24 protein-coding genes are annotated in these 19,987 nt (G+C 60.9%); 12 read left to right on the top strand and 12 right to left on the bottom strand.

The features are described from left to right. Nucleotides 1–151: 151 nt before the first annotated feature. Entirely contained in the window at nt 152–400 is a 249-nt protein-coding gene (locus tag AC1DO7_RS13350) for a DUF6130 family protein (RefSeq protein ID WP_441614104.1), read from the bottom strand. Nucleotides 401–474: 74 nt separating this feature from the next. Here AC1DO7_RS13350 and AC1DO7_RS13345 point away from each other — a divergent pair, with 74 nt between their 5' ends. The 3 genes from AC1DO7_RS13345 to AC1DO7_RS13335 all read left to right on the top strand — a co-directional run bounded on the left by AC1DO7_RS13345 (nt 475) and on the right by AC1DO7_RS13335 (nt 2,421). Beyond that, nucleotides 475–1,152, top strand: a complete 678-nt coding sequence (locus AC1DO7_RS13345; protein ID WP_441614103.1) for a VOC family protein — start codon at nt 475–477, stop codon at nt 1,150–1,152. A 48-nt stretch (nt 1,153–1,200) separates the two neighbouring features. Beyond that, nucleotides 1,201–1,461 carry a hypothetical protein gene (locus AC1DO7_RS13340; RefSeq protein WP_441614102.1) on the top strand — a complete coding sequence of 87 codons (261 nt, stop codon included), beginning with the start codon at nt 1,201–1,203 and terminating at the stop codon, nt 1,459–1,461. A gap of 102 nt (nt 1,462–1,563) precedes the next feature. Next, complete coding sequence (locus AC1DO7_RS13335) at nt 1,564–2,421, top strand: enoyl-CoA hydratase/isomerase family protein (RefSeq protein ID WP_477116224.1); 858 nt, start codon at nt 1,564–1,566, stop codon at nt 2,419–2,421. A gap of 54 nt (nt 2,422–2,475) precedes the next feature. Here AC1DO7_RS13335 and AC1DO7_RS13330 read toward each other — a convergent pair whose 3' ends face one another. Beyond that, nucleotides 2,476–3,492, bottom strand: coding sequence for a cupin domain-containing protein (locus AC1DO7_RS13330; protein WP_477116223.1), 1,017 nt, complete (start codon nt 3,490–3,492; stop codon nt 2,476–2,478). A gap of 738 nt (nt 3,493–4,230) precedes the next feature. Between AC1DO7_RS13330 and AC1DO7_RS13325 the strand changes: the two genes are divergently transcribed. From AC1DO7_RS13325 to AC1DO7_RS13305, 5 genes are all read left to right on the top strand, one after another. After that, nucleotides 4,231–4,677, top strand: coding sequence for an OsmC family protein (locus AC1DO7_RS13325; RefSeq protein ID WP_441614099.1), 447 nt, complete (start codon nt 4,231–4,233; stop codon nt 4,675–4,677). A gap of 189 nt (nt 4,678–4,866) precedes the next feature. Next, nucleotides 4,867–5,313, top strand: a complete 447-nt coding sequence (locus AC1DO7_RS13320) for an OsmC family protein (RefSeq protein ID WP_441614098.1) — start codon at nt 4,867–4,869, stop codon at nt 5,311–5,313. A 498-nt stretch (nt 5,314–5,811) separates the two neighbouring features. Further along, nucleotides 5,812–6,099, top strand: a complete 288-nt coding sequence (locus AC1DO7_RS13315; RefSeq protein ID WP_441614097.1) for a hypothetical protein — start codon at nt 5,812–5,814, stop codon at nt 6,097–6,099. 100 nt (nt 6,100–6,199) lie between these two features. After that, the gene (locus AC1DO7_RS13310) at nt 6,200–6,547 is read left to right on the top strand and encodes an MTH938/NDUFAF3 family protein (RefSeq protein WP_441614096.1); all 348 of its coding nucleotides are present in this window, start codon (nt 6,200–6,202) and stop codon (nt 6,545–6,547) included. Nucleotides 6,548–6,862: 315 nt separating this feature from the next. Further along, on the top strand, nt 6,863–7,300 hold the full coding sequence (locus AC1DO7_RS13305; protein WP_441614095.1) for a GNAT family N-acetyltransferase: 438 nt from the start codon (nt 6,863–6,865) through the stop codon (nt 7,298–7,300). 274 nt (nt 7,301–7,574) lie between these two features. Here the strand turns inward: AC1DO7_RS13305 and AC1DO7_RS13300 are convergent, their stop codons facing one another. The 5 genes from AC1DO7_RS13300 to AC1DO7_RS13280 form a co-directional block, all read right to left on the bottom strand. Continuing rightward, nucleotides 7,575–7,724, bottom strand: coding sequence for a DUF1214 domain-containing protein (locus tag AC1DO7_RS13300; protein ID WP_441614094.1), 150 nt, complete (start codon nt 7,722–7,724; stop codon nt 7,575–7,577). Nucleotides 7,725–7,773: 49 nt separating this feature from the next. Further along, nucleotides 7,774–8,280: a 2,4'-dihydroxyacetophenone dioxygenase family protein gene (locus AC1DO7_RS13295; RefSeq protein ID WP_441614093.1), complete on the bottom strand. Its 507-nt coding sequence runs from the start codon at nt 8,278–8,280 to the stop codon at nt 7,774–7,776. A 48-nt stretch (nt 8,281–8,328) separates the two neighbouring features. After that, nucleotides 8,329–8,859: a VOC family protein gene (locus AC1DO7_RS13290; protein WP_477116222.1), complete on the bottom strand. Its 531-nt coding sequence runs from the start codon at nt 8,857–8,859 to the stop codon at nt 8,329–8,331. 110 nt (nt 8,860–8,969) lie between these two features. Further along, a complete protein-coding gene (locus tag AC1DO7_RS13285; protein ID WP_441614091.1) occupies nt 8,970–9,746 on the bottom strand; it encodes an SDR family NAD(P)-dependent oxidoreductase in 777 nt (258 codons plus the stop codon). A gap of 4 nt (nt 9,747–9,750) precedes the next feature. Further along, nucleotides 9,751–10,734: a Bug family tripartite tricarboxylate transporter substrate binding protein gene (locus AC1DO7_RS13280; RefSeq protein ID WP_441614090.1), complete on the bottom strand. Its 984-nt coding sequence runs from the start codon at nt 10,732–10,734 to the stop codon at nt 9,751–9,753. Nucleotides 10,735–10,906: 172 nt separating this feature from the next. Here AC1DO7_RS13280 and AC1DO7_RS13275 point away from each other — a divergent pair, with 172 nt between their 5' ends. Beyond that, complete coding sequence (locus AC1DO7_RS13275; protein WP_441614089.1) at nt 10,907–11,410, top strand: carboxymuconolactone decarboxylase family protein; 504 nt, start codon at nt 10,907–10,909, stop codon at nt 11,408–11,410. Here the strand turns inward: AC1DO7_RS13275 and AC1DO7_RS13270 are convergent. Further along, complete coding sequence (locus tag AC1DO7_RS13270) at nt 11,407–12,462, bottom strand: LacI family DNA-binding transcriptional regulator (protein WP_441614088.1); 1,056 nt, start codon at nt 12,460–12,462, stop codon at nt 11,407–11,409. The genes AC1DO7_RS13275 and AC1DO7_RS13270 overlap by 4 nt on opposite strands. A 453-nt stretch (nt 12,463–12,915) precedes the next feature. Between AC1DO7_RS13270 and AC1DO7_RS13265 the strand changes: the two genes are divergently transcribed. Continuing rightward, complete coding sequence (locus AC1DO7_RS13265; RefSeq protein WP_477116221.1) at nt 12,916–14,094, top strand: monovalent cation:proton antiporter-2 (CPA2) family protein; 1,179 nt, start codon at nt 12,916–12,918, stop codon at nt 14,092–14,094. A gap of 68 nt (nt 14,095–14,162) precedes the next feature. On the opposite strand, the gene AC1DO7_RS13260 is transcribed toward AC1DO7_RS13265, so the two are convergent. Next, the gene (locus AC1DO7_RS13260) at nt 14,163–14,546 is read right to left on the bottom strand and encodes a nuclear transport factor 2 family protein (protein WP_441614086.1); all 384 of its coding nucleotides are present in this window, start codon (nt 14,544–14,546) and stop codon (nt 14,163–14,165) included. 344 nt (nt 14,547–14,890) lie between these two features. Then, the gene (locus AC1DO7_RS13255) at nt 14,891–15,880 is read right to left on the bottom strand and encodes a GlxA family transcriptional regulator (RefSeq protein WP_441614085.1); all 990 of its coding nucleotides are present in this window, start codon (nt 15,878–15,880) and stop codon (nt 14,891–14,893) included. Nucleotides 15,881–15,962: 82 nt separating this feature from the next. On the opposite strand from AC1DO7_RS13255, the gene AC1DO7_RS13250 reads away from it, so the two are divergent. Both AC1DO7_RS13250 and AC1DO7_RS13245 read left to right on the top strand, forming a co-directional pair. Continuing rightward, the gene (locus AC1DO7_RS13250) at nt 15,963–16,421 is read left to right on the top strand and encodes a tautomerase (RefSeq protein ID WP_441614084.1); all 459 of its coding nucleotides are present in this window, start codon (nt 15,963–15,965) and stop codon (nt 16,419–16,421) included. 382 nt (nt 16,422–16,803) lie between these two features. Beyond that, a complete protein-coding gene (locus AC1DO7_RS13245) occupies nt 16,804–17,514 on the top strand; it encodes a dienelactone hydrolase family protein (protein ID WP_441614083.1) in 711 nt (236 codons plus the stop codon). Between the two features lie 261 nt (nt 17,515–17,775). On the opposite strand, the gene AC1DO7_RS13240 is transcribed toward AC1DO7_RS13245, so the two are convergent. Beyond that, nucleotides 17,776–18,195 carry a DUF1254 domain-containing protein gene (locus AC1DO7_RS13240; protein WP_441614082.1) on the bottom strand — a complete coding sequence of 140 codons (420 nt, stop codon included), beginning with the start codon at nt 18,193–18,195 and terminating at the stop codon, nt 17,776–17,778. Nucleotides 18,196–18,255: 60 nt separating this feature from the next. Continuing rightward, nucleotides 18,256–19,593, bottom strand: coding sequence for a DUF1254 domain-containing protein (locus tag AC1DO7_RS13235; protein WP_441649685.1), 1,338 nt, complete (start codon nt 19,591–19,593; stop codon nt 18,256–18,258). Nucleotides 19,594–19,987 lie beyond the last annotated feature (394 nt).

The raw sequence follows: 19,987 nt of genomic DNA, 5'->3' as shown, positions 1-19,987 counted from the left end.
GCGGCGTTCCTGGTCATCCCGATGCGCGGCCGGTCAGACTTCCACAGGAGTGCCCCTCCAGAACGTGCTGGCGGGCGGGCGCCTTGGAGGCGCGCCAGGACCACGGCCGAGGGACCCGTCCAAATCCGACGACGTCGCGTCACTGGCCGACCTACAATATGACCAAGGTCAATGTGAGCAAGTGAGCGGGCGTTGCCAGCGTAGGGGTACATCGCCTGTTAGTGTTGTCGCTGGCGTCTGCCCAATGCCGAGGCAGGTCGTCGACGGTTATGTGCAGATGCCGGAGCCGGAGAGACTCGGCAACGGCGCCGGTGCCGAACACCGCTACGACGTTCTCCCTGCATCGGGACTGGATCTGCGCGATGCTTCGCGCCAGCTGATCCGGCCCGACAAACCACATCCCGTTCCCTTCGCCAGGTGTTGTTGTCGTCAATCTCAAAGGCCGCGTTGCGGCCCAAGCATGCGGAGGTTCACATGAGCAGCGCTGCAGTCGAGACCCCGAACGTGCGGGGCGTGGACATGAAGCTCGAGATCGTCGTCATCCCTGTTTCGGACGTCGATCGCGCCAAGCGTTTTTACGGCGGCTTGGGGTGGAGGCTTGACGCCGATTACGCCTCCGACGATGGCTACTTCCGCGTCATCCAGTTCACGCCGCCCGGTTCCGGGTGCTCGGTCATCTTCGGCAAGAACGTCACCGCGGCCACACCCGGCTCCGCCCAGGGACTGTACCTGATCGTCTCCGACATCGAGGCGGCTCGCAAGGAACTGCTGGGACGTGGGGTGGAGATCAGCGGAGTGTTCCACGACGCCGCCGGCGCGCACGCCGGCGCGGATGAGCCGTATCTGTTCGGGCGGATGCGGGTTAGCGGTCCGGACCCCGAGCATCGCAGCTACCGCTCGTTTGCCTCGTTCAGCGATCCGGACGGCAATGGCTGGCTGTTCCAGGAACTCACCCACCGAGCGCCCGGTCGCGTGGACACAGACGCCACGACCTTCGCCTCGTCAGCGGATCTCGCGGCGGCGTTCCGGCGGGCGGAGGCCGCGCACGGCGAGCACGAGAAGCGAACCGGCGGCCAACGCGATGAGAATTGGCCGGACTGGTATGCGGAGTACATGGCTTGCGAGCAGGCAGGCAAGGACCTGCCCTTGTGAGCTGGCGGCTCTGCCGATCGCTGTCGCCATCGCGGCGGTCGAACGCCCATGACTCGTGATTTCGACGCAGTCATCATCGGCGCCGGGCAGGCCGGTCCATCCCTCACGGGCCGGCTGACCGATCCCGGAATGGCCGTTGCGCTGGTCGAGCGCAAGCTCTTCGGGGGGGCGATGCCGGCGCTCGACCACGTGCCCGACGTGATGAGCGCCGGCATCCCGTATACGGCCCTCCAGCAGGCAGTCCCGATACACCCGACCGTATCTGAACTCATCCCGACCGTGCTCGGAGAGATAAGGGCTGTTTCTTAAGTCGACTTATCCGCGCAGTAGAGGTCCCCGATGTGCAAGCTGCCGGGACCCGAGGTCACCTTCAACGCCACGCTGGTMTACCAGTGCCTTTGGAGAAGCACCATGCCCGACTCTTCTCAGTTCGACATTGACCGCACCTATCCGGGCCGCTGGACGATTACCTTCAGCAACCCGCCGATCAATATGTTTGTTCCCACGACGATCGTCGAATTGGGAGCGCTCATGACCGACCTCGAGGCGGACCCGTCCGTGAAGGTCGTAGTGTTCCAGTCGGCGAATCCCGATTTTTTCGTCGCCCATCTCGACGTAGCCAAGGCAGTTGAACGACCTGAGGTGCTGGGCCTTTGGCGCGACTTCGTGCTGCGCGTCTCGTCCACGCCAGTCGTGAGCATTGCCAAGATTCGTGGCCGCACGCGCGGCATCGGTAACGAGTTCGTACTGGCCTGCGACATGCGCTTCGCCAGCCGGCAAAGCGCCCTGTTCGGCAATCCCGAGGTCGGCGTCGGCCTGATCCCGGGCGGCGGAGCGCTGGAATGGCTCCCGCGCGTGGTCGGCCGCTCGCGGGCACTTGAGATTGTCCTCAGCGCCGACGATTTCGATGCCGACGTCGCCGAACGCTATGGCTGGGTGAACCGCACGCTGGACGACGACGAACTCGACGCCTTTGTCGATACGCTTGCCAGACGCCTGGCCTCATTCGACCGTGAAACACTCGGCGCGGCGAAAGCCCAGGTGAATCGGTTCGGAACGCCRACGGGTGCCGAACTCCAGTCGAGCATCGACCTGTTCTTCCCGGCCCTAGCCTCGCCAAGTGGGCAGGCACGCCGCGCCAAGCTCCGTAGCCTGGCTTACGGCGTTCCGAGCGACTTCGAAATGAACTTCGGCAGGTACCTGCCTTCGCTCGGGCAGGCGGGCGACGATGACACAGACCCACCACCTGCCGGCGCGCCAAAGGGCTAAGCCTCGTCCCGCAATTCGTGCTGCGCCCGCAGAAGCGGCGCGGCGCTCCGCGCCCTATGCGCGCTCGCTCCCGCGTTCGGCAGTTCCGTCTGCCTCGTCGTCCGATAAATGCGAGGCACCGCCCTTAAGCGCGTGCTGCCGCCACTCGCCCGGCGTCATCCCCATCCGCTCAGCAAACACGCGCCGAAACGCAGACACCGACTGATACCCGACCAGATCGGCAACCGCCTCGGCGGATAGTGTGGATTTTCGTAGCGCGTTTGCGGCGGCGCTCATCCGGATGTCGGTCAGCAGATCCATCGCAGAGCGGCCGAGACTCGCCTGGAAATGCCGCATGAACGTGGCGCGCGACATGCTGCATAGTCCGGCCAGTTCCGGAAGCGTCCACGCACGAGCCGGGTCGTTGAGCATTGCAGCAGCGGCCGGCGCGAGCCTTGGGTGCGCGGCGAGCGCCAGTATCCCGGTACGTGCCTGACCGGCCTCACCGGCCGCCCGCAGCGTCAACGCAAACAACGCTGACGAAAGCGCGTTCAGGATCGCGCCGCTGCCCACTTCGTTGTCCATCGTTTCGGCTCGCATCAGCGCGACGAGCCGGCTCAGACGTTCGGCCTGCGGCAGGTTCTGTGCAGCGATGCCGATGTCTTCGGTGCGTACCACGAGTTCCGACGGAAGATAGCTCCGGATTAAACGGTCATGAGGCGGCGCGACGACAAATCGCCCGCACAACATGTCCAGCGCCTCGCCAGAGCCGCCATTTTCGCTAATCAGGAGACTGCCCGAAGCGCGTTCCCTGGCCGGAACCGGTACCGCACCGCTGCCGTCGTGCAACACGTGCGCAGAACCGTGCGGCAGTAACGCGATGTCGCCGGCCCGCAATTCATAGGTTGCCCCATCAACCGAATTCTCGAGTAGCGCCCTGCCGGTCAATATGATGTGGTACGGAATTTCTTGAGCTCCGGCCTGGGAGAAATTTTTTTCCCACGGCGCTCCCAGCGAGCACCGGGCATCCACTTTCCCGGTGACGGTCAYGAGATCCATGAAACGGGTGAGCCAGTCGGTCTCGTATTGCATATCGGACATCTCCATCGATAGCGGCAATACGACCGCTAAGCGCTCGTTCGCCGTTTTGGACTGACTTGATAAGATTGCTTCGCAGCGCCACGATCGCCTTCTCTACTTTGGCGAAAGTGTCTGGCGCGAGGCCAGTCGCCTCAGAGAGATCCATAGTCGAGAACTCTTCGCGCAGCCGTCGACCGCTTTGCCTAAGTCTGAACCGCACCTGACGCTCGTCTTCGAGATCGCGCGCGGATGACCTCAAAGCCGCTTTGGCCCCAGTGTTCGCGGATGATGATGTCGCCTTCCTGCGGCTTAAGGTCAGGATGCCATCCTCCGCCCCACGTCCCCTTTCCCAGTCGGAAGACAAGTGCGCACAGGTTCGCTTCGCGCAGTCGGCGGCGCCCTGCTCGCGTAGGACAATTTGTGACGCCTCGCACATCGCAGATGGTGAGCCAAGAGTATAACTATGATATTCATAGTGTCAAGCACTGCGCGGCCTTATCGACGATTTCCGGGAAGTTGACAGCTCACGACGCCGCCGCTCACCAGACTGTGGAGCGGTGTCGGGTAGGCGGGTCGACCGACCCCGGCAAGCACACAGCAGCGGTCGCCCCGTTGGTACAGCGTCACGAACAGACGCCACCTGTCACTGCTTGATCCTTTCGAGCACGCCTTTGACCCATTCAAGACTCGGCGAGCGTAACGCATCGACTTACAGTCTGGGCTCCTACTTACACATCGAAGGAATCTCAAATGAGCAAGATCGAACAAGTCCTCCACTCAGGCAACAGTCACGCCACGATCAATCTCGACCCCAACGTCCAGCGCGGTGAACTCGGCGTCCTCGACCTCAACCTGTCGGCACCCGGCGGTGACAGCCGCGAGTTCATCGCCACCGAACTGCATCCGAGAGCCGAGCAGTTGTTTTCGGGCGCGTGGTCGGCCTGTTACATCAGCGCGTTCGAGATTGCGGCCTCGATGAAGAAGGTCACGCTGCCGTCCGACTATTCCGTGGACATCCAGGTCAGCATTGGATCGGTCGGAGCCGGGCATTGCCTTGGCGCCAAGTTCACCATCCGCGCGCCGGGTCTGGCAAAGGAAGTCGTCGAGGCAGTCGCGCACCTGGCTCATCAGCTCTGCCCGTACTCGAAGGCTGTGCACGGCAACATCGAGGTCGGCCTGGACATCGTCACGGCGTGATCGGATAAGGCATACGGGTCTCACCAAAATATGGTTGAGGAATCTGGTCAAAGCAAGATACTCATTCATGCTGAAACTCGCGTGCGATTAAATCTTATCCGCTTAATGCCAAAGACATCTTCGCCATTCATGCAACGCATGCGATCACATCGCACGAGCTTTAAATCCACTTAATTCAAGGAATCCATCATGGAAAAGATCGAAAAAGTCCTCGCCTCAGGCAACACCCACGCCACGGCCAATCGCGACCCCAATGCCCAGCGCGGCGAGTTTGGCGTCTTCGACCTCAAGCTGACAGCACCCGGCGTTGAAAACATCGAGTTCATCGCCACCGAGCCGCACCCGACAGCCGAGAAGTTGTTTGCGGGCGCGTGGTCAGCCTGTTACACCACCGTGTTCGGGATTGCGGCCTCGATGAAGAAGGTCACGCTGCCGCCCGACTATTCCGTGGACATCAAGGTCAACGTTGGGCAGACCGGTGCCGCGTGGTTCCTCGGCGCCGAGTTCACCGTTCGCGTGCCGGGTCTGGCCAAGGACGTCGTCGAGAAAATCGCGCACCTGGCCCATCAGATCTGCCCGTACTCGAAGTCTGTGCGCGGCAACATCGAGGTCAGCACCAACATCGTCACGGTGTGATAAGGCGAGCCATGTCGCCGTGACGCGGGCGCGGTAGTCTTTTCGCACACCGCTAGACCGCGCATTCCTCCGTCGCCGGGCCGTCGCGCATCTTCGTTCCTGATGCGCGACGGTCACGAAAGCACGGTTGGCCGCGGCGCAGCAGGGCCGGGCCGCATGTGAATGGCGGTTTGTGGGTCGTCAGCCGTCACTGACGATGGAACTTGGCCCCGACTACAACAGCAGCAGTCTCCGTGCGATGGGAGGCAATATCGATAGCACTTCATCGTGCTCATCGAATGCCAACCACGCGCTCCAGGCTCACTGGCAATATGTTCTCCATGTTGGGGGCCGATAGCCTGGAGCCTCTCATGGGGCCTGTAATCTCAGGGGCATACGCGATCTGTTTGAGCGACGGGTAGGAGATTGAGTGTGGCGCGATCGGTCAACGCTCCAAATTGACGCGCCGAAAAATCAGGTGCAACCTTTCATCATCTTCCCTCCGCATCGGAGCCCGCCATGACCTCCCAAGAATTCCGAGCATTCAAGGCAAACCTGGCGATGTTGCTACGCGACATGCCGATCGGAACCACTGCCGATTTCTCCGACGTGGCCATTGCCTACTGGGATGGCACGCAGGTGATCGGTGCTTATTTGCGCGACGGCGGGCGGCTGGATGAGGACTTCGACCGGAACGCGTGGGAGAGTTGGCACGACGAACTAGTCGGCTGGCAGGCCAATCCGACCTCCACCGACCGCGAGGAACTGAAGGCCACCCTGCAGCACCCCGCGCAACGCGCCGCCTGACCGCAGCACCTCGCCAGCATGTCTGCCGACCAGAGCGGGCRCACGCAAAGGCCAGCCACCGCGCACAGCAACGCGCACCCAAATCGCAGAGGAGCCCCAAATGCGGTTTGAATCATTCTCCTTCGGCACCATCAGTATCGACGGCGTCACATACGACCACGACGTAGTCATCGACCACGGCAAGGTCCGCAATCGCAGGAAAGGTCCCTCCAAGCCATTTCGCGAAGCGTTCGGCCACACGCCGCTGTCGATCCAGGAAGACATCCCCTGGAACTGCAGCAAACTCGTGGTCGGCACCGGAACTGGCGCGTTGCCGGTGATGGACGAGGTGAAGCGCGAGGCGAAACGACGCCATGTCGAGCTGGTCATCCAGCCGACAGCCGACGCCATCGAGACGCTCGAGGCGAATCCCAAAGGCGCCAACGCGATCCTGCACCTCACCTGCTAGCGCCGCCAGCCGTCCGCGTCGGATGACAGGCGTCGGGCGGCGTCCGTTCCGGGCATCCCGACAGGTCATATACGCCCCCATTTCGCCACGCGCGCAGACGCGCGCGATGTGCCAGGTAGGCTACTGCGGCTTGAAGAAATGTGCGAGGATCCGCTCGTCAGTACGGGGTATATAGACAATGCCCTTCAATCCGTTGCGTTGACCGGTTGAATCCTCACGGCAAAGCGGACCTTCAAATGCCCAACCCACCGAGAAACCTCGCCACTCGGCTCCGTGCAATAATCTGCATTTTTCGAGTGACGATCGACTTGAGCCATGACTGAACATCGCTGCAGCAGGTTGGAAATCAGAAGGCTGTCGCCGCCGGAATGGATGCAGGCATACCCTGTCATCGCTCAGCTTCGGTCCCTTGACGAACCCGAATTCCTGGAGCGGGCCCGCCGGCAATCGCATTCGGGCTACGAGCTTGTGGCGGCATTCCAAGATGGGAAGATTATCGGCGTGATGGGCATGAGACCCGTCCACACCTTGGCGCGCGGGGCGCACCTTCATGTTGATGACCTGGTGGTCGATGCGGCGGGCCGAGGGAGCGGTGTTGGCCGATCCTTGATGGACTATGCCGAAGCCGACGCCCGTGCCCGCGGCATGACCGCGATATTTCTTGATGCGCGGCCGGACGCCGTTCCGTTCTATGAGCGCGAGAACTATGTGCTACACCCCGCCCCATCAATGAAGAAGGCTCTGTTGCCTTAAGGCAGGCCGGCCACGGTCAACGCGATTCGTTCACGTCTTCAGCCTGCAGATTGGCAAAGATTTGCAGCCGCCGCGGAAGGTCCGCCTCGGCTGCGGATTCAACCGGTCGGATGCCCCGCCGCGAAACTGCGATCCGTCTCGGTCATTCGAGGGCTGACGCGGAACGGCCGGTTCGGCCCGAGAGGCGGCCGATTACCAAGATGGCAAGTGCCGCGCCCGAAAGCGCCACCCGTTGATCGCCTTATTGATTGTGCATGTCGGTTGCATGGGTGAGTTAATCTCTGCGCTCGACGCCTGGCGCCGTCCACTGGTGATTCAAGGGTTCCGGCTTTGGCCAGTAATAGCGCATGGCGACCATGAAGGGGCCGTTCGGGGCAGGCAGCCAGTTGGATTCCTTGTTCTTGCCTGGCGAATCCTTCTGCACGTAGATGGTCTGCCCCCCATCCTTGTCTCGCCTGAGGCGACGCCAGGAACTATTCGTTCGAAAAGCTCGCCCCACCCTTCGGGCGAATGTACTTCGGCACCGGCTTCCCTGCACGCTTCGCTGCACTCAGAATGCCGGCTTCGATAGCGCCGGCATCCCGTACGCTTTCGTACTCTCCGCCCGAGAAAATGACGTTGGCCCCGTACACTACCATGAAGCCTTCGGCCGCTTCCTTGGCGTCCGGCGGCACCATGAACGTATGCACTGAGCCACCAGGCTCGTAGAGGTAGCTCCCCGCTGTTTGGGGATCCTGAGGGTACTCTTCGTAGTTCCACTGCCCCTTCGTTGTGAAGAAATGCACCGTGCCCGTGTGAAAGTGGGGTGGAAGTTTAGTACCGGGCTCGAACTTCCCATAGAGAACCCAAACTCCGTTCTCCTTGTCGAGGAACAGTGGAATGATGGTCGAGCCAGGCTCGGAGCCAGGGAACTCTTCTACGTCGTGAATATTCAGCGTCAGCAGACGGTCCTGATGCGTGATGGTCTTGGGCAGCGGCATGCGAAGTACTCCTTTGGCGTCGCTTGGTTAATGTGGGCAGGCATTTGCTCAAACGCGGATGATGGCCTCTTTGCCACTCCACTCTTGCGCGGCTGCCGCCACCCTTTTGAAGTACTCCCCCTTGCCACCGCGTAACTCGGAGATCTCGATTACGCAGCTCGGAAGATCCTTGTGGACAAGGTAGGTGAACCGGCCACGCTCTCCCATTTGACCGGCGTGACCCTCAACGTAGCCGGACTCAATCAACTGAGCGCGAAGCGCGTCGAACTGGTCTTCCGTCCAGAAGGCGACATGCTGCGTGCAGTCGCCGCCGGCGGCTTTGAGAGAATCCAGATAAAGCGATGGCGCATCATCGTGCTGTTGAATCAGCTCGAGCTGGATGTAGCCAGAGTTGGCCACCGCAATCGAGACCTTCGGCGGTGTGGATTTTTCGCCGTAGTACGTGAAGGTCGAGGGTGTCGCGTCTTCACGATAGAACCACGGGCCAACGCCGAGCRCGCGCGACCAGTGTTCCATTGCCTTCTCGATATCCTTGACGACGTAGCCGATTTGACGAATGCCGGCGTAAATTTGACTCATGAGTGTGCACTCCGAACGGATGATTGATTTGGTGGACGTGGCCACCATGGATGTGCAAAGCGACGCTGTGCCCGCGATAGCGTGAGCGGGCAAGGGCTATCGGTTGCGACTTAGAGGGAAAGTGCGCCGTCGACTCGCAGCTCGATACCCGTGATGTATTTGGCGTCGTCGCTGGCGAGGAATGCTGCTGCGTTCCCGATGTCTTCTGGCGTACCTTGTCTTCCCATGGGGCAACGCGCATCGCGGTCGATATTCGCCTGGATCGGATCGGCATAGAGCCTTGTCGCGTGCTCGGTGCGGATCATCCCTGGGAGAATGACGTTGACGCGAACCTGATCGCGGGCATACCGGCGCGCGAGCACTCTGGTCAGATGGTTCACCGCCGCCTTCGACGTGTTGTACGACAGGTAGAACGTAGTCGGGCTTGGCCGAATGCTGGCTGTCGACGAAATATTCATCACCGAGCCTCCGCCCTGCCTGACCATCAACGGAATGAACTGCTGACACGCGAACATGACGCTTTTCAGGTTGATGTCATGAATGCGATCCCATTGCTCTTCGGTGATCTCCTCCAGTTCGCAAACATGTTCGGCGCCCACGTTGTTATGGAGGATGTCGACCCGGCCGTAGCGATCGATCGTCAGATCTTTGATGGCGACAATGTCCGCCAGCTTTGCTGCGTCTGCTTGTGCGGCAACGGCCTTCCCGCCGGCTTCAACGATTTTGTCTACCGTTCGCTGAGCCGCGGCGAGATCAATGTCGACGCATACAACCGTAGCGCCATCCCTTGCGTAGCATTGCGCTGCCGCCCCGCCGTTGCTTTGACCCTGCGGCGGATTGCCACCGCCGATCACCACTGCAATGCGTCCTTCCAGTTTTCGATGCATGGTTTTACCCGATGTGAAGGTTTGCCTTCTGGGACAGCGATCGGTATTTGCTGACCTCGCTGGCCAGGAAGGAGGAGAATTCAGCCGGTGTGCTGGGTGTCGCGGTTACCCCGAGCGTGAGCAGCTTCTCGGCGACCGCGGGCTTGCGCAGAATGGAACCGACGTCACTGCTGATTTTCTGTGCGATGGCGCTTGGCAGGCGGGCGGGTGCAAACAGGGCTGCCCAGGAGGTAAGGTCGTACTCCGGCACACCGGACTCTGCAACAGTTGGCACACTCGGGAGCAAGGGCGACCGCGTCTTTGTCGTGACGGCGAGGGCCTTGAGCTTCTTTTCCCTGATGAACGGCAGCCCTGCAGACAGATTGTCGAACCCCAGCTGGATCTGACCAGCGAGAAGGTCATTCAACGCGGCGGCGCTCCCCTTGTACGGGACGTGGACCATCTTCAGCCCTGTCATCTCACAGAAGAGCTCACCCGACAGATGCGGAGACGTTCCGTTGCCGACCGACGCGTATGAATACTTGTTCGGGTTCGCGCGCACCAGGTCGATCATCTGCTTCAGATTCTCGGCCGGGAAGGATGGGTGCGCGAGCAGGACGTTTGCCAGTGTTCCAACCAGCGTCAGTGCTGTGAAATCTCGAATCGGGTCGTAGTTGATGTTTTTGTAGAGAGCGGGGTTGATCGCATGAGACGCGATACCGCCCATCAGCAGCGTGTATCCGTCTCCGGGCGAGCGGGCGACATACTCGGCGCCAATGCTGCCGCCTGCCCCTGCCCGATTCTCAACGATGACGGGCTGTCGCCACATCTGGCCGAGGTCGGTTGCAATCAGGCGCGCCATGACGTCCGAAGCGCCACCCGGAGGATTCGGCACGACGATCTTGACTGGCTTGTTGGGGAAGGCACCATCGGCTGCCCGAGCCGATGTGCACCACGGAATGGTGCCAGCAACGGCAAGCGTTGCCAGGAACCTGCGGCGATCAATCATAAAGCTGTCTCCAGATGTTCTTGAGCTGCACGCCAGCAGCGAACCACGACTAGCCAGCGGCATGGCATCTATACTAATATCGTTATTAGTCGTTTTCAAGAGGGAGCTTGCATCTGCAGGCGCCGCGACTGGACGCCTGGCACCCCATCAACATCGATACCGAGGAGAAAAAATGACGATTCCGTACCCTAATATGGAAAATGTGGCCAGTGAGTGGCGCGAAGTGGTCGAAAAGAAACCACTGAACGTCTTCAAGATGCTCTTCCACTCGCCAAACATGGCGCCTGGCTACTTCTCACTGGCGGAAGGGATACTTCGTGGCAACACACTGTCCGGACCGTTGCGCGAACTGGTGATCTTGCGCGTCGGCAATCTGTATGACGCTCCGTACGAGCTGTACCACCATGAAAGGCTGGCGCGCGCCGCTGGCCTGTCGGAAGCCGGAATCGCAGGCGCCAGGCTGGGAGCCAGGGCTGAGGGACTTAGCGATGCTGAGCGCTCTGTGATCACCTGGACCGACAGCATCGTGAACAATCACGAGCTGGTCGGACAGGAGCGTCATGACGCCGTCGACATGTTCGGCTACAAGGGGCTCATGGACCTTGTCATGACTGTCGGCTTCTACCAGCTAGTGTGCAACTACCTGCGCACCTTCGAAATCGCRATCGAAAGCTAGTTGCGGGCGCGGGGCGGCGCACACGAGTGCCGGATAACAAGCTCCACCGGGACCCGCGCCGTCTCCGCCTTGACATCAGGAGGCGTTCCGCCCCGAAGCCGGGCGAGCAGCATGCGCGCGGCAATCCTTCCACATTCGCCGATGTCCCATTTGAGCGAAGTGATCGGGGGCGTATGCAGGCGGACCAGGTCGGTATCGCCTACCCCGATGAGCGAAATCTCCTCGGGGATTTTCAGCCCGGATGATGCGATCGCGGAGAGGACACCCGCGAGCATGCCGGTTCCCAGGCAGATCACGGCAGTAGGGCAAGTGCCCTGCTCCAGTAGTCCTCGAGTTTGACTGTAAGCTTCGTGACCGGAGGCGTCTAGTTCGCAGATCAGCGAGGGATCCAATGCAATCCCGGACTCCGCCAGCGCCATTTCGTATCCGCGCAAACGTTCACGTCCGGGACGAATTCTCGAGGCTGGCGTCAGTACCGCGATACGCTTGTGACCCAGTCCGAGCAGATACCGCGTGGCTTCCAGGGCGCCGCTCATGTGATCGGCGATGACAGCGTCGCCCATGCCATGGCTTTCCCGGTCATGAAAGACGATCGGCAGCTTGCTCGCCTCCAGTACCTGTGCGACTTTTTTGTCGGCTTCGTCGGCATGGGCGACGATGAGCCCATCAACGCGACCCGAGCCGTAGGCGTTGAGAAGCGCGACCTCGCGCTGCGGCTGACTATGCGTGCTGGAGACGAATAGCAGGTAACCAGCTTCGTCGAGAACTTCTTCCGCAGCGGCCAGGAATACGCCGTGCAACGGGTTGGATATGTCGGAAACCAGTGCAGCGACGGCTTTCGAGCGCTGACTCTTGAGTCCTTGTGCCATCGGATTGGGCACGTATCCGAGTTCGCGAACGGATGCTTCGACGAGTTGCCGCGCCTCCTCGGATACCCAGTTCTTGCCGGTGATTACCCTCGATACCGTGCCCTGTGAAACGCCCGCATGGCGGGCTACATCGAGCACTGTTATTCGCTTTTTCTCCGCGGGCATTTGGTTTGGCGTGGCCATGGCAAGGCGCTCATTGTAAGCCAGCGCGCGAGCGCTCCCATGCCACGCGAGACCAGGCGCCATTTCACATGTCTCATACGGCACGTGCAAATCGACCTTTTCGCCGCCATGCGTTGCGATGTACTAATAACGTTTTTAGACTCGTAAAGTATTTGGCCAGATCGCGATGGATGGCGAGGGTGCCAAACGCCGTGAAAAAACTCGCCGGGGATGAGATTGGGTAACTCGAGATCAAACCGATGGGGCGCTGCGTAGATGCCCATAGTGCGCCGATTCATACGTCCAGTTGAGCGTTGCAATATATGAGTTTGGTGCAGTCGTGAGGGCGGCATCACTTGTACAGTACACGCGCCTCCTTAATGGATGGTCTAGGATCACTTAGGACGACCGCACAAGGCCGGCAATATCGGGGGATGGAACGCCATCGGTCTCGGCCCAACGAGGAGCGTACTGATGGAACAATTGCTGGCTGACTCGGTGATATTTCTAGCGGCGGCATTGATCGCGGTGCCGCTGTCGGTTCGTTTGGGCTTCGGCTCGGTGCTTGGCTACTTGGTAGCTGGGGCCGTGATCGGGCCCTGGGGGCTGAGGCTCGTCACGGATGTCCACTCGATCCTGGACATATCCGAACTGGGCATTGTGCTGATGATGTTCATCATCGGCATCGAGATGGAAATCGACAAGCTGTGGGCGATGCGCCACTCCATCTTTGGCTATGGCGCGGCCCAAGTGGTTCTGTGTGCGGCGCTGCTGGCAGTGGCGTTCATCGCCTTCGGCCTCCCTTGGCGGGTGGGTGTGGCAGCCGGCTTTGCCTTGTCGCTGTCTTCCACTGCGATGGTGATCGCTATCCTCGAGCAGAATCACCTGATGGATACGCCGCTTGGGCAAGCGAGCTTTGGCATCCTCCTGTTCCAGGATATCGCCGCCATTCCGATGATTGCCTTGTTGCCGCTGCTGGCGCCGATCCCTGCGGAAGCCAGCGCGTCGGGCGGGTGGCTCGCCGCCGGGAAGGCACTGGCCATGATCGCCGTGGTGCTCGTCGGCGGGCGCTTCCTGCTGAAATACATCCTGCACGTGATCCAGTGGAGCAAGACGCGCGAGATCTTCACCATCTTTGCGCTGCTCTGGGTCATCGCCATCGCCTTGCTGATGCACGTCGTTCACCTGTCGATGTCCCTTGGCGCCTTCATGGCCGGACTGCTGCTGGCCGGATCCACATGCCGCGAGGAGATTGAATCTGATATGGCGCCCTTCAAAGGCAYCCTGCTCGGACTGTTTTTTATCGCTGTCGGCATGACGATTGATTTTGGTGTCCTGGCCGATAGGACATGGCTTGTGGCCCTGCTGGTGATTGCCCTGACTGGAGGCAAGTTTCTCGCACTCAAGTATCTGGCCAACCGGGTCAACCTGCCGCCTGAGCATCGGACTTACTTCGCGATCCTGCTTTCACAGGGCGGCGAATTTGCCTTTGTCGTGATGGGGGCAGCACAGTCGGCCAACCTGATCCATGCCGAGCAACTGTCTGTTGTCACCGTCGTCGTTGCACTATCGATGGCAACGACTCCGCTTCTCCTCCTTGCGCATCGCAAGCTGCTGGGCGCGAGGACCGCCGGGCATCAGATTGGTTCGTAGCGCAGGAGACGATGCGCTGGCATTGGCGTACCATTAAGCGACTGTGCTTATCTCGCCGCAATGCGTTGTCACGCGATCTGCTGAACCCATTGACTCCGCCAACCCGGCGCCTCAAAGGGATCCGAAAAATACTGGGTCTCGTGAACGACCTTGCCGTTGCAGAACTCCATGATGCTTACCGTGTAAGCCGGTCGCCCGTCATAGGTGATCGAGTATTCCGTGACCCACAGATTACCCTCTCCTTGAACTCGCCTGACATCGAAACCTGCTGGCTTGCCTGGATGATGACTCCGCAGTGCCTGCAAATTCATTCGCCCAAGGATTCGCTCACCTGACTGGGGATAGTCACAGATGGCATCGTCATCGTAAATATCGTGTTCTGCGTCGAGATCGCCGGCCGCCGACGCTTGCCAGTGCGCATTCAGGGTTTCACGTATTTTCTCTTCCTGCATGGAGTGCCTCCGGATACCGTTTAGCTTCATCTAATGCACGTGTCGAGGAATAAACCCCGGGCCGCCCGTCTTGCCGACTTCGAGACTCCACGAAGCATGTGCTCAATGAGTGCTCTTACCGCGGGCAGTGGAGGCCTCAACTTCATCGTGATGGGCAGTTGCTAGCAAGGGGGTGACTTTGCGAATTGTCTACGCTCTTCGAGGCGGTGTCTAACGACCCGTTCCTGGCCGGCAAGCGACGGCCGAGACCGACGGGCGGTCGACCGAGGCCGCCCCACTGCTGCCGATCGCGAAAGACCGGAGCGGACAGTCAACCCTGTGTTGATACCAGATCAACCGGGCGCTCAGTACGCGTTCGGTCTGAACTGTCTGGGGGTTGCACCGACAAGTTTGCGCATCATCCTTCTGAGAGCCGTTGCGTCTCTGTAGCCTACTTGCTCGGCGATCTGTTCCACGGTCATCCGGCTTGTGGCAAGCAGCATACGCGCCCTGCCAAGCCGGACGCTTTGCAACAAATCCTGCGTGCTACGCCCCGTGGCGGCCCGCACATGACGCGTTAGTGTGCGTTCCGACATGCAAAACTGCTCCGCCAGCTGGGCCAAACCGGGCAACTCAGGCAGCGAGGCCTCTGCATGCGCGACGATCTTGCCTATGAGCTCGCTTCCATTCGCGAGCAGCGACGGCGCGATGAACGGTGCCTGTGCCTGTCGCGCGTCGACAAGAAGCACACGGGATAAGGTATCCGCCAGCGCCGGCCCGGACTTGCTACGCAGCAAATACAACAGCAAATCGGTTTGCGCGAGTGCCGCGCCTGCGGTCACGACCCTGGAGTCCTCAATCACTATGCGGTCGGCATCGACTGTGCAGCGTTTCTCCAGCCGTTGAAGTAACGGCGCCAGCCACCACGACGTTGTCGCCCGGCGCTCGGCGAGCAGACCGGCCGCCTGAAGCAGGAAAACCGCGGAACAGGACGCCGCTACGGTGCCGCCACGCTGCGCATGATTGCGCAAGACCTTGATTGCCATGAGCGCGTCATCTTGTTCCATACGGCGCGATATATCGATTGCGCTTTCAAGTCCCAGTCCGGGCACGATCCAGATCGAACCATCGGCGCGCGGGGTCTTTGGCAACGGTTTCGCATCGATTGAGATACCGTGCCCGAGCTGCACCCTGTTGCCGGCAGTCGAGTAGATGCGCCATCGGGGCGCCGCGACGCCAACGCGCGCTGACACGGAAGCTGCGGCCGAAAGAATGTCGAGTGTTAGCGCGACGCTCGAGGAATAGGCGCCGTCAAGGACGAGGATCGTGAAATCATAGAATGGCTGGATACGCATGAAAGATGTCCAATCAGACACTCGGATTCTGCGCGTGCCGACGCTCTAATACAAGCTCCCGTACACAAACGAAGGAGCTGTCTTGCCAAACATTCTCGTCAAGCTTCCCAAGAATTCTTTTCCCACCCAGCATCGCGAGGCGCTGGTACGCCTGCTCAATCAGGCTGCTGCAAGTGCAGAACAGATTCCCGACGATGCAAAGAAGCGCTTCCTGTGCTGGGTTGTGATTGACGAAGTCGCGCCGGGATTCTGGACGTGCGGAGGAATTGATATGACAGCACAGATTCTGCCGTGCGTTGCAATGATTTACTTACCCGCCGGCGTGCTGGACGCGGCCACCCGCGCCCGATACGTCAGTCTTGTCCACGATGCCTTCAGGCAGGCGTTGCCCACTGCAGACCAACGCCGCCTCGCCACCTCGGTAATCGTTCACGATGTCACGGAGGGCTCATGGGGAGCAAACGGCGCGATCTGGCGTCTCCCGGACTTTGCGGAGGCGGCTGGCTTCGCTCACTTGAAATCACTTAACGCTGCGAACTGACAATGTGTGGGCGTTGCCCGGCAAGACGACCACCCCGCCATCTGCTGCATGGTGGTTCGGTCGCCGGTCAACGTCCGCWTGGCGGCTCACGCTCTGATCGGCCGCTCCTGGCCCGATCTCGGCCGGATGCCCCGCCGCGAAGCTGCGACCGTCCCTGACCGAACTTGCAGCTGTCATTGGTCTGAGCTTGAACAGGGCACAAATTTGCATGTCAAGCAGTTGGAGACTATAAATCCATCAATATCTATTGTTATGCGGACACCACTGTCCGTATAAATACGGCCAGGTCCCCCACAGCAGGTTGCGCACGCGGGACGAACGACGCTGTGGGGTAGCATCACAATGCGCTGAAGGGGCGGTGCGCGAATTCAAGGAGGCGCCCATGCTGAGTGTTTTTTTCCGGTTCCTCGTATCCTTGCTTGCGGCCGTTTCATTGTGCGCGGGCGCTCAGGACTCTGGTCCAAAACAGAAAGAGTTCCTACCGAAGTCAGGTAATGGACGCGTCGTCGTCCTTGTTTCTGGCCAAACGGGCATGCCTGGCTACGTGATGACCGCGCAGCAGATCGCCGACGCCGGCTTCGATGTCGTTCTGGTCGACGGCAATGAATTCTGGATCAAAGACACGAGCCGTGCCTGGAGCATGCTCAAAGAGGTGATTACGCGGGCTCAGGCGGGCGCGCGCGCGCTGCCAGGCAAGGTGGGCGTCGTTGGCTATTCGCTCGGCGGAGCGACCGCGCTGACCTACGCGGCGCGGATGCCAGAGCTCGTTGCAGCGGTCGTTGTAGGCTATCCGTACACCGCTTTCATCAAGGACCCGGCCGACTTTGTCGCCAAGATCAAGGTTCCAGTGCAAATGTTTGCCGGTACGGCAGACACCTACAAGGATTGCTGCCGAATCGAAACGGCGCGCCAACTCGCCGACGCTGCCAAGGCCTCCTCCCCACCCATGCTGACGCTGCATGAGTACGACGGCGTCGGTCACGGGTTCAACTTGGCCACGGCCGCACGTAAGGATCAAGCCGCAGGCCGGGACGCGATCGAACGGACGATCGCACAGCTGAAACAGGCATTGCCGGCGGAAGGAACGAAGTAGTAGCGGCGCGAGGCGTGTCAAGTGCGCCCTAACCACTCGTTCAACTGGACGCGCCAATTCTGCCATTAACCTGGCAAGCGTCGGTGGTGGCGCGCCGGTTAACTTGATCGTTAGCGGCAGCTTTCTAGCCGGCAAGCAGCCATTGTCAAGCTGGCCAAGCAATGGCACCTTGTCGGCTTCCCCTCCCTCGATCAGCTCCGCGCGCAGGTATTCGGTGCCAATCGCGTTGGCTTCCTACTCTTCGAGGTTCTTGCGCTGGTCCTATTCGGTCGAGCCGTCGGCGTTCCCGGCCGGCGCCTCGACGACGAGCGGGCCGTCTTTCCTGAGATCCATATAGCCCATCGCATAGACGACGTCGGAGTTTGGTGTCGTCACCTGCGTGGAAGCCTTGATCCGCTCTTTCCAGACCGGCAGGACGTTGTAGCCTGCGCCGAAGACCTTCTTCGATCCTTCCTTCATCGCCCAGATATTGAGGGCGGGCAACGCCCACAAGTAGGCTTGTGTCGCGCGCTGGAAGATCAGTTCGTCCTGCAGCACACGCGAGGTTTCCGGCGTGGGGTAGTCCTTCTCGAATGCGGCATTGGCGAGTGCGTCGTAGCGGGAACCCTGCCCCATTGCGGCGCCTGAGAGGCCCAGCGCCAGGGCAGCCAATGCCATCGAAGTCCAACGCAGTGCTTTCATCTCGGGCCGCAATTTGTGCGTGCTTGTGGTTGCAGCCGGCCGACGACTTCAAAGGGAATGTCAGGCCACCTTGCGGATGGCGGGCGGCTTCCACGAACCATCCAGGATCGGCTGCTTGCCCCAATAGGCACGGATGTAGAGTGAAAAGGCGCCGCCCGGCGCGGGCAGCCAGTTCGGTTCACGTTCGCCGCCAGGCGACTTTGCGCCGGCATGGAGTGTCAGAGAGCCATCGGGATTTCGCTTCAGCGAGGTGTTCTTGGTGCCGAGCGAGTAGCGCTTCAGGTTGTTCGCGTGGAAGAGGTGCTTGTCGTTGTAGAGCGTCAGCGACCAGAAGCCGTTGACGGGCGGCTCCTGCCCTGCGGGAAAGACGATCTCGTAGCTGTTTGCTCCATTGAGCGCGGCACCGGATGCGTCGTAGTCGGTGTAGAAGTACTGTGTCTCGGTGGGCCGGTTGTCGAACATGTTCGACTTGGCCGTACCGGTGCGGTCAAAGTAGTCGAAGCCCGTCTGGGCATTGTTGGTAGACCGGTTCCAGCCATTGCCCGCCGGCAGTCCGTTGCGACGCCATTCGAAGAACGGATCGATGGCATCCCGCTCGGTCTCGACCGCCGTGGAGACGAGCATCTTCTTGATTTCCGGGTCGCGGTTCGCCGCCTCCATCAGCGAGCGGAACTGCGCATACATCGCTTCCTCCCCCGGCAGCGGCGGCACGGTTTCCAGCACCTCGCCGAACTGGTCGAAGAACTTCTCAGGTATGACCCACTTGGTTTCGCCACCGCCGCCGCCATCGGACTTAGGGCCCGGGATCTCGGGCGCCCTGGCCCAGTCGATCGTCTTCATCTTCCCGTCGAACTGTTTGAGCGGATAGAAGACAACCTGGTTGAGCACGGGCTGGATTGCCTTTCGGTCATCCGCGGTGTCGTTCATGAACACGCGCGGGATGGCGTTGGCCAGCGCAGTCGGGCAACGGATGATCGCCGTGATGCCGGCCGGCTTGTTGCCCTTCCAGTTGGGCCCGGCCAGCAGGTAGAAGCCGGGCCGGGTCTTGTACGGCTTGCCCATCTGGCCGAACTGGTTGGTGCGGGCATCGTATAGCGCATAGACCCAGAACCGCTCGCCGAAGTCGGGAACCTGGGCGACAACCGGCTCCTGGTCGAGCGAAAAGAAGCCAAGCCCGTACACCACGTCCTGGTTGGGGCAGGTCACGAAGGTTTCGGACGGATCGATGTAGTCATGAAGCATGCCCACCTGGCCGCGCGGCGCGGCAGGCAGTACGCCGTTCAGCAAGCCGGGGTGTGGCGCCTGGGTGATGCGCGCATTGCGGTTGAGCATGTTCACCATCGGCCAACCCCACACATAGGCCATGCGGGCGATGACCTGTGCGTATCCCGCGTGCATGGGCAGCCCCGCAGGGGGTTGCACTTCCCGGGCTGGGGCGTGGCCTGTGGCGGCCGACGCCTTCGGCGCAGCATCCTTCGCGTCATTCTTTGCGGCGGCAGCGGCCGGCTGCGGCATGGCCGCCAGCGACGCATAGGCCAGGGGAAAGGCACCACCGAGTGCAGCAAGAAGCCTTCGGGTCGTATTGACATCGTCCTGGTCGCGCATGCCGGCCTCGCAGCTCTGGTCTTCGGAGATGGGTGGCGCAGGCGGAATATCAGCCACCCGTGCCTTGAACTCCCGATTTTGAACAGTCAGTGTGCAAACTGGAATTCAATTGTTCCGCCACTCGATTTAAGCGTTTTCAACATTGCGCTTGCGCGCCGGTTCCGGCCGGGCCCAGGCTGGGTCCAGC

This window comes from Cupriavidus sp. 05N40, assembly GCF_056397305.1.
This window is presented reverse-complemented; position numbering and strand designations above follow the sequence as displayed.